This is a genomic window from Streptomyces sp. NPDC017056 (genome assembly GCF_044332485.1).
In the GTDB taxonomy this organism is placed as follows: Bacteria; Actinomycetota; Actinomycetes; order Streptomycetales; family Streptomycetaceae; genus Streptomyces.
On the sequence record NZ_JBIRPD010000009.1, the window covers coordinates 213,349 to 227,004 of the forward strand.

The 13,656-nt window shown below is 69.0% G+C and carries 5 protein-coding genes; 4 read left to right on the forward strand and 1 reads right to left on the reverse strand.

The genetic code is table 11. From position 1 onward, the window contains the following. Positions 1–372 precede the first annotated feature (372 nt). Positions 373–6,774, forward strand: coding sequence for an RHS repeat domain-containing protein (locus ACH4OW_RS18520; protein WP_398028930.1), 6,402 nt, complete (start codon positions 373–375; stop codon positions 6,772–6,774). A 161-nt stretch (positions 6,775–6,935) separates the two neighbouring features. Continuing rightward, positions 6,936–10,505, forward strand: a complete 3,570-nt coding sequence (locus ACH4OW_RS18525; protein WP_398028932.1) for a ricin-type beta-trefoil lectin domain protein — start codon at positions 6,936–6,938, stop codon at positions 10,503–10,505. A gap of 99 nt (positions 10,506–10,604) precedes the next feature. Here ACH4OW_RS18525 and ACH4OW_RS18530 read toward each other — a convergent pair whose 3' ends face one another. Next, positions 10,605–11,231, reverse strand: coding sequence for a TetR/AcrR family transcriptional regulator (locus ACH4OW_RS18530; protein WP_360135479.1), 627 nt, complete (start codon positions 11,229–11,231; stop codon positions 10,605–10,607). A 186-nt stretch (positions 11,232–11,417) separates the two neighbouring features. On the opposite strand from ACH4OW_RS18530, the gene ACH4OW_RS18535 reads away from it, so the two are divergent. Continuing rightward, positions 11,418–13,094, forward strand: a complete 1,677-nt coding sequence (locus ACH4OW_RS18535; protein WP_398029087.1) for an MFS transporter — start codon at positions 11,418–11,420, stop codon at positions 13,092–13,094. 122 nt (positions 13,095–13,216) lie between these two features. Beyond that, on the forward strand, positions 13,217–13,633 hold the full coding sequence (locus tag ACH4OW_RS18540) for a DUF4259 domain-containing protein (RefSeq protein ID WP_398028934.1): 417 nt from the start codon (positions 13,217–13,219) through the stop codon (positions 13,631–13,633). Positions 13,634–13,656 lie beyond the last annotated feature (23 nt).

A 13,656-nucleotide genomic window follows, 5' to 3' on the forward strand; every position in this document is an offset into this window, starting at 1 on the left:
TCCCGGCGCGCCGCCCACGCGCGTCCGGGCCCGACTTGCCAAGGTCGCACCCGGAAAAACCGGTGCCTGGGCCAGAAAATCCTACATGTCGCTTACAACGCCTGGATGGTGCCATAACACCCCCATCACGTTTACGGGAGACTCCTCGTGAAACGTTGCCACTAGATCCCCGACTGCATATCGTCCCCTTTCCGTCTCGCTTCGAGACGATCACAAAGAAAGATCTGGGGGGACACCATGCAGCGCCATAGAGCGCGCTCCCTGAGCTTCCGTCACAGACCGGAGACTCATCCTCGAAACCAGGACATACCTGGCGGGCCCGCGACATCGCGGCCCCTGACCACGATCAGCGCCCTGCTCGCGGGCGCACTGGTGGTCTCACTGCTCCCGGGCCAACTCGCCTGGGCCGACGGGGCGAAAGACTTCAAGCTGCGCCCCGTACAGGAGACGTCGTCCGTACCGGGCACACCGTTGTCACCGGACACCTCCACACCCCTCAGCGACACGGACAAGAACCCGTGGACGCCGCCCAAGGTGGCCTGGCCGAAGGCCGGCGAGAGTGAAGTCACCCTGGACGACGGCGGCAAGGCGGCCGTCAAGACCGCCGCACTCGGCCGCACGGCGACGGCCCACAAGCCCGCCGGGAACCTGCCGGTGAAGGTCGCCCCGGCCGCCGGCGGGGAAGCCGGCGGCAAGCAGGCGGAGCCGGCCACCCGCGTCCGCCGGGCAGCCGCGGCGAAGAACGGCGAGGACGCGCCGCAGCGGCCCGCCAAGGTGAAGGTACGGCTCGCCGACCGCGAAGCCACCCAGCGGGCGGGCGTCGACGGCGTACTGCTCAGCGTGAGCCGCAGCGACGGCGCGACCACCTCCGGCCGTGCCTCGGTCCAGCTCGACTACAACGCCTTCCGCGACGCGTACGGCGCCAACTGGGGCGCGCGCCTGCGGCTCGTACAGCTGCCGGCCTGTGTCCTGGACACACCGGAGAAGGCCGAGTGCCGCACCGCCACGCCTCTCCGGACGGACAACGACTCCGAAAGCGGCACCGTGACCGCCGAGGTCGACGTCCCCGCGGGCCCCGAGGACGCCGGTGGCAAGGCCCCGCAGATGCGGACGATGTCCGTACGGTCCGCGGCCGCGACCGTCCTGGCCGCCAGCGCCGCCCCTTCCGGCGGCGAGGGGGACTTCTCGGCGACGCCGCTGTCCCCTTCCGGTTCCTGGAAGGCGGGCGGCAACGCGGGCGCCTTCTCCTGGTCGTACCCGATGGAGGTGCCGTCGGTCCCCGGCCCCTTGAAGCCCAAGCTGGGGCTCAGCTACTCCTCGGCGGCCATCGACGGCCGTACCGCGTCGTCCAACAACCAGGCTTCTTGGGTCGGTGACGGCTGGGGCCTGGACATGGGCTTCGTCGAGCGCCAGTACATGGCCTGCAAGGACGACAACGGCAAGGGCTCCAACGCTCCGAAGGAAGCGGGAGACCTCTGCTGGAAGTCCGAGAACGCCATGCTGTCGCTGGGCGGCACGAACACGGCGCTGGTCAAGGACGGCAAGACCGGTGAGTGGAAGCCGCAGGCGGATGACGGTTCGCGGATCGAGCATCTGACGGGCAGTGCGGCGGACACCGGCAACGGTGACGACGACAACGAGTACTGGAAGGTCACCACGACCGACGGTACCCAGTACTTCTTCGGCAAGAACCGGCTGCCCGGCTGGTCCGAGGGCAAGGCCGAGACGAAGTCGGCGAACACCGTGCCGGTGTTCGGCAACCACGAGGGCGAGCCGGGCCACAAGGACGCGTTCAAGGACTCCGTTCAGGACCAGGCGTGGCGCTGGAATCTCGACTATGTGGTCGATGTGCACGGCAACGCGATGGCGTTCTTCTACGAGCAGGAGACCAACGCCTACGCGAAGAACTCCGGCGGTACCCACACCTCCAAGCCCAAGGCGGACGCCACGTATGTGCGCGGCGGGCAGCTGGCGCGCATCGAGTACGGGCACCGGGCGGGCAAGGTCTACGACGCCCAGCCGGCGGCCAAGGTGCTGTTCGGCACCGCGGACCGGTGCCTGGCCACGGAGTGCGCGTTCGACAAGAAGCACGCGGAGAACTGGCCGGACACCCCGTTCGACCAGTTCTGCGAAAAGGGCAAGGAGTGCATGAACGGCTCGCCCACCTTCTGGTCGAAGAAGCGTTTGTCCACGGTCACCACCCAGGCCCGCAAGGGCGACGGCTACCAGGACGTGGACACCTGGACGCTGACCCACCAGTTCCCCGGCGTCGGTGACGCGGGCGGCCCCTCGCTGTGGCTGTCGACCATCACCCGCACCGGCAAGGCCGGCGGTACGGCGCTGAGCATGCCGAAGGCGGACTTCGGCGGCACGCTGATGCCCAACCGGGTGGACAGCAACGAGGGCCGGCCGCCGATGAACAAGTACCGGCTCACCCGGATCAGTTCGGAGACGGGTTCGGACACGCTCATCGACTATTCGGCCCCGGAGTGCAAGGCGGGCAAGACGCCGGACCCGGCGTCCAACACCGGCCGCTGCTACCCGATGTTCTGGACGCCGACGGCGGCGGTGGACCCGGTCAAGGACTGGTTCCACAAGTACGTGGTGACCAAGGTGACCGAGAACGACAAGGTGGCGGGCGCCGAGCCCAAGACCACCGCGTACGAGTACCTCGACGGCATCGCCTGGGCCAAGGACACCAACGAGTTCACCCTGGCCAAGCACCGCACCTACAGCGACTACCGCGGCTACGGCAAGGTGCGCACCCGCACCGGCACCAGCAACAAGACGCTGAGCGAGGCGGTGTTCCTGCGCGGCATCGAGGGCGCGAAGGTCACCGACTCCTCGGGCGCCACCACGACCGACGCCGAACAGTACGCCGGTGTGACCCTGGAGACCGCCACGTACGACAAGGACGGTGGCAAGGTCTCGGCCTCGACGCTCAACCGTCCGTGGTCCAAGGAGACCGGCACCCAGACCCGGGCCGGCACCACCGACCTCGTGGCCCGCCAGGTCGGCACCAAGGAGGAGATCTCCCGCACCCTGCTGTCCGACGGCAAGTGGCGCACCACCAAGTCGACCAACGAGTTCAACGACCACGGCCAGATCGTGTCCACCTCCGACGAGGGCGACACGGCCGTCGAAGGCGACGAGATGTGCACCCGCACGACGTTCGCCGCCGACGAGAAGAACTGGCTGCTGTCCTACCCCGCAACGCTCCAGCGCACCGACGCGACCTGCGGAACCCCGGCGAACGCGGACAACACCCTCAACGAGGTCCACACCGCGTACGACGGCAAGGCGCACGGCCAGGCGCCGGAACCCGGCGGGGGCAACCCGACCAAGGTCGACGAGCTGGACCGGTTCGACGGCGGCAAGCCCGTCTTCGTGACCACGTCCGTCGTCGCCTACGACGCCACCGGGCGCACGGTCGAGGAGACCAACGCGGCCGGCCGCAAGACCAGGACCGACTACACGCCGTCCAGCGGCGCCCAGCCGACGAAGGTGACGACCACCGACCCCAAGGGGTACGTGAAGTCAGCTGAGATGGACGGACTGCGCGGACTGACCATCAAGGCTAACGACGCCAACGGTCGCAGCACGATCCAGCGGTACGACGCGCTCGGCCGCCTGACCGCCGCGTGGAAGCCGGGCCGGGCCGAGTCCGAACCGGCGGACGTCCAGTTCTCCTACAACGTCCGGCGTGACGGCCCGACCGTGGTGACCTCCAAGACCCTCTTGGAGAACGGCAAGTACCGCACCGCGCTCACCATCTACGACGGGCTGCTGCGTGCCCGCCAGAAGCAGACGGACGCCCACGGCGGCAAGGGCCGGATCGTCAGCGACACCCTTTACGACAGCCACGGAAGGCAGTACAAGACCAACGCCGAGTACTACAACGAAGGAGCCACCGCACCGGTCGTCCTGTCCGTGGCGGACAACAAGGTCCCGCAGCAGACAGTGACCGAATACGACGGGCAGGGACGGACGACCGCCTCGGTCACCAAGTCGCTGAACGTGGAACAGTGGCGGACCACGACCTCCTACGGAGGCAACTGGACCGCGACCGTACCGCCCAAGGGCGGCACCGCCAAGCTCACGCTCGTCAACGCGCACGACAAGCCGGTCGAGGTGCGGCAGTACAAGAACGGCAAGCCCGAGCTGGGCGCCGCCGCCGACACCTACGAGTCGCTGAAGTACACCTACGACTCCGCCGACCGCCTCACCAAGCTGGTGGACACGGTCGGCAACACCTGGACGGCCGAGTACGACCTGCGCGGCCACCGGATCAAGTCGTCCGACCCGGACAAGGGCACCGTCACCACCACCTACACGCCCGACGGCCAGGTGGCCACCACGAAGGACGCCCGCGGGCAGACGCTCGCGACGACCTACGACGAACTCGGCCGCAGGACCAGCGTCCGCAAGGACAGCGACAAGGGCGACAAGCTCGCCGAGTGGAACTACGACACCCTCGACGGCGGCAAGGGCCTGCTCGGCTCCTCCGTCCGGTACGAGAAGGGCAACGCCTACTCCGTCTCCGTCACGGGCTACGACGTAGCGGGCCGGGCGACCGGCTCGACGGTCACCGTCCCGGAGGCGGAAGGCAAGCTGGCCGGCAGCTACACCTTCACCAGCAGCTACACCCCCAACACCGGACTGGCGGCGACCACCAGCTACCCGGCCGGCGGCGGCCTGGCGGCCGAGACCGTCCGGCACGGCTACACCGAATTCGGCCTGCCCACCTCGCTCAGCGGCAACGGCAAGGTCTACTCCACCGGAAACCAGTACTCGCCCACCGGCGAACTGCTCCAGACCGTCCTGGGCGACGTCGGCCACCGCGCCGTACAGACCTACGTCTACCAGCCCGCCACCCGGCGCCTGGACACGGTGACCAACGACCGGGAGGCCAACGGCCCGCAGACCCTCGACCACAAGACCTACACCTACGACCCCGTGGGCAACATCACCCGCATCCGCAACGACCGCGACGACAAGAAGTCGACCGACACCCAGTGCTACACCTACGACTTCGCCCAGCGCCTGACCGACGCCTGGACGGCCGCGGACGACTGCGCCGCCCAGCCGGCTGACGGCACCGCCCCGAAGGTCGGCGGCGTGGACCCGTACTGGCACTCCTACACCTACGACGCGATCGGCAACCGCACCACCGAAACCCGGCACGACCCCGCCGGCGACAACGCAAAGGACACCCAGCGCAAGTACACCTACCCCAAGCCCGGCCAGCCCCTGCCGCACGCCATGAACACGGTCGGCATCTCCGGCCCCGGCGCACGTGACGACTCCTTCGAATACGACAAGGCCGGCAACACCACCCGCCGCGTCACCGCGGAGGGCGACCAGAAGCTCACCTGGGACGCCGAGGGCCGCATGGCCTCCTCGACCATCGACGGAAAGACCTCCACCTTCCTCTACGACGCCGACGGCAAACGCCTGCTGCGCCGGGACCCGGGAGCGGTCACCCTCTACCTGGACAGCCAGGAACTGAAGCTCGACACCAAGACCGACAAGGTCAGCGGAAAGCGCTTCTACACCGTAAAGAACAGCACCGTCGTCGCATCGTCGGACGGCACCCTGTCGTTCCTCCTCAGCGACCACCACGGCACACCGGAACTCACCATCGACGCCCAGTCGATGCAGTACTCCCGCCGCAACAGCGGCCCCTTCGGCACCGCCCGGGGCCCCCAGCCCGCAACGGACGCCTGGCCCAGCGAACACGGCTTCGTCGGCGGCACGAAGGACACGTCGACCGGGCTGACGCATGTCGGCGCGCGCGAATACGACGCGGAGAACGGAAAGTTCGTCTCCGGCGACCCCCTGCTCAACACGGACAATCCCCAGCAGGTCAACGGGTACGCGTATGCGAACAGCAACCCGGTGACCAACAGTGACCCGAGCGGTAAGTATTCGATGGGTGATTGGGGCTTCGACCTCGGGCTGAGCGTTGTCTTCCTTGCGGAGAACACGGCTGGGGGAGCGCCGCTTCACGAGTACTCCTCCTGGAGTAAGAAGCGCAGGTCGTCGTATCACTCTGCTTCCCGGCAGATGTGGGACGACGGCCCGAAGGGCACACAGACAGGTCGCTTCAACGTGGGGAAGGGCAAGGACCGGGGCATCGTCATGGTCCGCTACTTCATTCACACCCGTGAAGCGATGAAAGTCGCCGGCCCCTTCATGTCGGGCATTCTTCTGGGAGATGACCGGGACTTCTCGGACGACCCTGACCAGGCCTACCGGATGGTGGTCTTCTGGGACACCGCATCCGGCGACGTGGTTTTCAAGGTGGCGCCGTCCCACCTCAATCCGGATAATCTCGCGGTTGCCCCGCTCTATGGTGGCAACATGACTTTTCCGAGGAGAATGGACGCCAACCCATTGGTCATCGACGATTCCGACAACTGGTTTCACGAGTTTGCCACCAGTGAGCTGACCAGGGTCGGTATCAATGTTCTGCAGAAGCGGGATTCGAATTCGGAGATGTTGAATCTCGGGGTGCACGGCGTGCAGCCGGTGGCGCCGGCCGGCGCCGTGGACAACAATCTCTCCATCGCGGCCAATGGCTCCACGGTTTCGGTGCGCCGGGAAGGTAACTCCTACCCCGACATGGAGGCGGTGCAATACCGTCGCAACAGTGAACCGAAGACCATCGCCCGGGACCACATGAACGGCGAATACGGTTTCTCCGCCCTGTTCGAATGGGACAACGTGGATCGCTCCTGGGTGAACAACCGCTGCATATCCGGTTGTGATTAACCCTTAGGTCATGCGCTGCCCGGTGGTCACGTCGGGTCGCCGGGCAGCGCCCCTTTGTCATCCGTATGAGAGAAAGAGGATGGGTACCACCCGTGCCTTATCAAGCAAGTCGTAAACACCGGTACAGACGGCGGGCGTCGCTCGTCGGCGTTGTCACCGCGTTGAGTGTCGGCGCGTCGATGGCCGGGGCCTTTCCGGTCTTCGCCTCGCCGGGGGCCGAGCGGGCCGCCGTGCAGGACGGTGCGCAGGACGAGACGCCCGAGGGGCGCGCCGTTCGGGAAGCCGCGGAGTCCGGTAAGCCGGTCGAGGTGATGAGCAAGCGGGCCGAGACGCGGCAGGTGCTTGCCAATCCGGACGGCAGTTTCACCCGGCGGGAGTTCATCCGTCCCGCGTTCGCCAAGGTCGGTGGCGAGTGGCAGGACGCCGACGCGACCATGCGCAAGCGCGCGGACGGGCGCGTCGGGCCGGCCGCCGCCACCTTCGGGCTGTCCTTCTCCGGTGGTGGCGACGCGCCGCTCGCCACCATGGAAAAGGAGGGCAAGTCGCTCTCCATCACCTGGCCCAAACCGCTGCCCGAGCCCCGTCTGGACGGCCGTTCGGCGGTGTACGCCGACGTGCTGCCCGGCGTCGACCTCCGTATCCAGGCCGATGTCGACGGTTTCGCGCAGTACTTGGTCGTCAAGACCCGTGAGGCGGCCGCACTGCCCGAGCTGCGGGAACTCACCTACGGGGTGAAGAGCGCGGGGGCCGATCTCAAGGCCGACGGGAAGGGCAAGCTGACGGTCACTGCCCCCGACGGCACCGAGCTGTTCAGCGCGCCGACCCCTGTCATGTGGGACTCCTCGCACGAGAAGTCGGCAGGGGCGCCGCAGGCGGCCGCTCCGGAGCCGAGGGCCGCCCGGGCGAAGCGTTCCGTCGCTTCCGTGTCGGCGGGAAATGGTGACAGCGAGCAGCCGCAGCACAACGGGCCCGGCGCGGAGGCGGTCCCGTCGAAGGTGAAGGAGATGCCGACCAGGGTCGTCGGTGACACCCTGCGCATCGCGCCCGACGCGGAGTTCATGAAGGACCCGGACACGGTGTTCCCGGTCACCATCGACCCCATTTTCTCCGGTGGCGGGCGCAACGCCTGGACCATCGCCTACACCAAGGGCGGCTCGCTTTCCGGAACGTCCTTCTGGAACGGCGGCGGGTTCTCGGACCAGCTCGCCCGGATCGGGCACGAGGACTGGACGAACGGCACCGCGCGTTCGTACTTCCAGATGGACACCGACGGGCTGGACGGCGCGAAGATCATGAGCGCGACGTTCAACGTCCTCAATTCCTACTCCTGGTCGTGCTCGCCCACTCCGGTGGACTTCGGCTGGACCGGGCCCATATCCCCTTCGACCACCTGGGACAACCAGCCCAGCTGGAACGAGACGTTGCAGAGCAAGTCCTTCGCCCACGGCTGGACCGGTGACGGCAGCAAGTGCAAGGGCGGCGAGGGCGAGGACTTCGACAGCGACGCGTTGAAGCGTCTGGTGCAGCGTGCCGCCGACGGTGGCGATGCCAACCTGACTTTCGGCCTGCGTGCTCGCTCGGATTACGAGGGGCAGGTCAGCAGCTGGAAGAAGTTCCACAACAACCCGCATCTCGAAGTCACTTACAACCGTGCTCCCAAGGTGAATTCCTTTGCCGCGTTCCAGGGCCCGTGGAGCCCCGGAGGCGAGGACAACCTGAACGTGGCGTGTGACGAGAACCCGGTCACCTGGCCCACCATCGGGCGTAACGACCTCACGCTGACCGCCAAGGTCTCCGACCCGGACGGCGGCAGGGTCACGGCCGCGTTCTCGGTCTGGGAGTACGGCGGGGACGGCGTGATGGAACTGACTGCCGACGTGAATTCGGGCGGTACCGCCCAGGCACCGGTACCGATGTCCAAGTTGGTGGACGGCAAGCGCTACAAGTGGCACGTGCAGGCTCGCGATGGCATCGAGAGCTCGGCGTGGACCAGCCAGTGCGGCTTCAATGCCGACTTGTCGGCTCCCGCCAAGCCGACGGTGACCGCCGCGGACGGCCACCCGCTCGACACGCCCGAGGTCGCCGCTCGCCAGCCCCGCAAGATCAAGCTGCAATCCAGTGACACCTTCGGCCTGGACGGCTTCTGCTACACCCTCAACAAGCCGCTGGCCACCGCGAACACCAAGTGCTCCAACGGGACGTTCGTGAAGGCGAACTGGCTCGGTGCCGCGACCATCACGGTGACCCCCGGCGTCTGGCCCAAGAACCGGCTGCACGTCCAGGCGATTGACAAGGCGGGCAACCTCTCCCCGTACGCCGGGCAGAACGGTTCGGAGACGGACACCACGCTGATCTCCACCAAGGAGCCGGATTTCGTGCACGCGCCCGACGGCAGCGTGCATGGCGACCTTCCGGGCGACCTGGACGGTGACGGCTACGTGGACATGGTGGCCACCGACAAGAGCGGCAACCTCCGCTTCTACGGCGGCAAGGGCGACGGCAGCCTGGAGGACGGCCGGGTCGTCGACTCGGGCGGCTGGAACGGGGCGCAGATCGCGCACCGCGGTGACTTCATCAGCGCCACCGAGGGCCAGACCAAGGACGGCTACGAGGACTTCATCGTCAAGATCGGCAACAAGGTCTACCTCTATCCGGGTGACGGCAGCGGCATGCCGCTGACCGATCGCCGCAAGGAGCTGATCCACCCCACCGGCAAGCAGACCGGGCCGCTCACCGGCCCCGGCGGCAAGTGCGTGGACGTCGAGTCCTCCAAGACGGACAACGGCACCGCTATCCGCATCCTCGGGTGCAACGGCACGGGTGCGCAGGACTTCGAGCTGAGCAACCGCAAGCTGACCGTCCTGGGCAAGTGTGTGGACCTGCCGAACGGGCGGGGTGCCAACGGCACCGCCGTCCAGCTGTTCGACTGCAACGGCGGGCGGGGGCAGGAGTGGCTGGACCGCGGTAACGGGTCCCTGTACAACCCGTCCTCGGGCCGCTGCCTCGACCTGCCGGGAGCGAACACCACCGACGGCACCCGCCTGACGGTCTTCGACTGCAACGACGGCGCCGCACAGCGCTGGAACGTCCCCGGCAGCTGGAAGGACGCCCACCAGATCATCACCCCCGGTGACGCCGACGGCATGCCCGGAGCCGACCTGCTGGTCAACGAGGGCACGGACATGGTGCTTTACAGCGGGACGGCCGAAGGCCCGCTGGCCGCCGATACGGGCACGTACAAGCTCAAGCCGGGCAAGAGCCTCGGGGCTTCCGGAGGGAGCCGTGCCACTTACACGGCGCCCGGCGATGTGACCGGTGACGGCATACCCGATCTCCTCGTCCGTCTCACTCCCCAAGCGGACCACAACGATCCGAGCTACGGGAAGCTCGCCCTGTTCACGGGCGGTCGGACGGCCGATCCCAAGGGCGGCACCCGCTACACCACGGTCGGCAAGGCTGCTCTCTACGGAAGCGCCGGCTGGTCCCTGGACGACGTCCCCGCCATCGCGTCCGCCGGCAACGCCCAAGGCAAGGTCGTCGACACGGGCAAGGGCTACCGCCAGTTCGTGCCGACCGCGGGCCAGGAGACGCCGGACTTCTGGGCGACTCTTCCCGGCGGCGACAACGGCTCCGGCATCCTGCGCTTCTACCCGGGCGGCCGGACGGCTCACGGCGACCCCGTGAAGATCGGCGACGGCGCCTGGGCCAGGGACATCGTCGGCATCTTCTAATGTGAACGCCTGAACCGAAGCAGGAACAAAGCAGGGGCTCCCGGACAACCATCACGGTCGTCCGGGAGCCCCTTCCGTATACGCGCGTGCCCCGTCCGGCTAGTCCGCCACCGTAGGCGACGCCTCCGCCGCCCGTACCGCCTCCGCCACCCGGTCCGCCGGTACGCCCGATGCCGCGAGTACCGTCTCGGCTGCCGCGTGCCCCGCCACCTCGGCCCGCAGGTCGCCTTCGTTGACCGCCTGCATCAGGCCGAACAGCGTGTGTTCGTGTACGTGCGCGAGCGCCCGGGGCGTGAGCGGTGAGCGGAAGAGCCCGGTCTCCAGGCCGCGCGTCAGGATGGTCGTCGCCCGGCGCCGTACCGGCTCCAGGCGGGCCCGGATGCCCGCGTCCGTGACGCTGCACTGGGCGAGCGAGACGAGCAGCCGGTAGCGGTCGGCGCACTTCCACGTGGCGAGGGTGGCCCGGGCCAGCGCCACGTCGGCGGGCTCGGACGGGTCGGCCGTGCCGTCGGTGAAGGCGGTCGTGACGTCCTCCACGGCGGCGTCGGTCAGGGCGGTGATCAGTGCCTCGCGGCTCGGGAAGTGCCCGTAGACGGTGCGCCGTACCACTCCGGCGGCGCGGGCGATCTGGTCCATGCTCGCGTCCGGGTGCCGCAGCAGTTCGGCCAGCGCGATGTCCATGATCCGGCGGCGGTTGGCGTGGGCCCGGCTGGTGAGTGCGGTCATGGCGCTGCGGCTCCTCGGTCGGCGGACGCGTGCGGTCACGGTCCCGCTCCTCCCTCATTTTGCACATGGGTGTGCAGCGTCGTAAATTGCACACCGCTGTGTAATTGCACATCCGTGTGCAAGATGGCGCGCGGTCGCGCGCCGTCGAGACCGATCGACACGTCAGGGGTGAATCGGGTGTCTCTCATGGAGGCCCGGCCGGACCAGGACAGGGACCGGCCCTATACGAAGCGCTGGTGGGCACTGGGCGTACTGTGCCTCAGCCTGCTGATCATCGTGATGGCGAACACCTCGCTCACCGTCGCGGCCCCCGACATGACCGCCGACCTGGGCCTGAGCAGCTCCGACCTGCAATGGGTCATCGACGGCTACACCGTCCCGTACGCCGCCCTGATGCTGATGCTCGGCGCCGTCGGCGACAAGTACAGCCGCCGCGGGGCCCTCGTCCTGGGCCTGCTGGTGTTCGCGGGCGGCTCGGTCGCGGGCGCCCTGGTGGACAGCTCCACCGGCGTCATCGCGGCCCGTGCCGTGATGGGCGTGGGCGCGGCCATGATCATGCCCGCGACGCTGTCGCTGCTGGCCGCCACCTTCCCGCGCAAGGAACGCGCGCTCGCCATCACCATCTGGACCGCGACCGCCGGACTCGCCATCGCCGTCGGCCCGCTCGTCGCCGGCGCGCTCCTGGAGAACCACGGCTGGTCCTCGTCGTTCCTGATCAACGTGCCGGTCGCCGCGCTCGGCATCGTCGGGTCGCTGCTGGTCGTCCCGGCGTCCAAGGCGGGCCACAGCGACCGCCTCGACTACGTCGGCGGCCTGCTGTCCGTCGTCTGGGTCGGCTCGCTGATCTACATGCTCATCCAGGGCCCGCACTTCGGCTGGGACGCCCGTGCCGTCGGCGCCGCCGTCCTCGCCGGCGTCGGCCTGGTGCTGTTCGTCGTCTGGGAGCTGCGCCACCCGCGCCCGGTCCTGGACGTACGCCGCTTCGCGCACCGCGGCTTCGCCGGCTCCAACCTGGCCGTCGCCCTCTTCTTCCTCGCCGTCTTCGGCGCGTTCTACTACCTCACCCAGCACCTCCAGTTCGTGCTGGGGTACTCCCCGCTGGAGACCGGCATACGGATGCTGCCGCTGGCCGGCGCGGTCTTCGTGGGCGCCGCGCTGACCGGCTTCCTGACGCCGCGGCTGGGCATGAAGATCACCGTGACCACCGGCATGGTCGGCGGCACCGTCGCGCTCGCCCTGCTCACCCGCGTGGACGCCGGTTCCTCGTACGGGGACTTCCTCGCCCCGCTCATCGTGCTGGGCCTGGCCATCGGCCTGTCCCTGTCGCCGTGCACGGACGCCATCATGGGCGCCTTCCCCGAGGACCAGCTCGGCGTCGGCGGCGCGGTCAACGACACCTCCATCGAGCTGGGCGGCTCGCTCGGCATCGCCATCCTGGGCTCCGTCCTGGCGAACACCTACTCCTCCAAGCTGTCCGACGCCGCGGCGGCAGCGGCGGCGCACGGCGGTCCCAAGCTGCCGGGCAGCGCCCTGTCCACCGCGCAGGACTCGGTGGGCGCCGGGCTCGCGGTCGCCAAGGAGGTCGGCAAGCAGGTCGCGCAGGGCGCCGCGCCCAAGGTCGGCCCGGAGAAGGCGCAGGCGCTCGGCCTCCAGCAGGCCCAGGCGGTCGCGGACGCGGTGCGCGGGGCGTTCTCCGACGCGGTCGCGCACACCAGCGTGGTCGGCGCGGTGGTGCTCGGCGTGGGGACGGTGCTGGTCGCCGTGCTGCTGCCGCGCCGCCGTGCGCAGAAGCCGGACACCGCTCCTGCGGCCGCCCGCGAGCCGGTCGGTGCGGGGAGCGGCAGCGCGTCCACGCGCGGCTGAGCCACTCCGCGAATCCCGTACCGCGCCGCCGGGTCGATTGTCAGTGGCAGATGCCACGATGCAGTTGGCCCGGTGGTGGTGCGGGCGTTTTCGGGGTGGGAACGAGCGAGGGGCGGAAGCTGATGGGGACGTGGGGCACGGGGCCGTTCGACGGCGACGCGGCGGCGGATTTCCTGGCGGAACTGGCCGCCATGTCGGTGGACCGGCGGCTCGGCGCGATACGCGGCGTGCTGTCCACGGCCGCCGCCGAACGGGACTACCTGGAGGCCCCGCAAGGCGGGATGGCGGTGGCCGCCGCGGCCCTGACCGCCGCGGCCCGGGCCGGCAGCGCGTCCCCCGCCGACCCCGCGTACGGCCCGGAACTGGCGGTCCCCGCGCCGCCGCCCCAGCTCGCCGTCCTCGCGGTCCACGCCCTGGACCGGGTGCTGGCGCCGGATTCGGAACTGGCCGAGCTGTGGGACGAGTCGGGCGACGGCGGCCGGGAGTGGCGGGCGGTCCTGGCCAGGCTGCGTACGGAGCTGTCGGGGCGCGCGGGCTGACCGCCCGCCGTGCGGCGTACCGG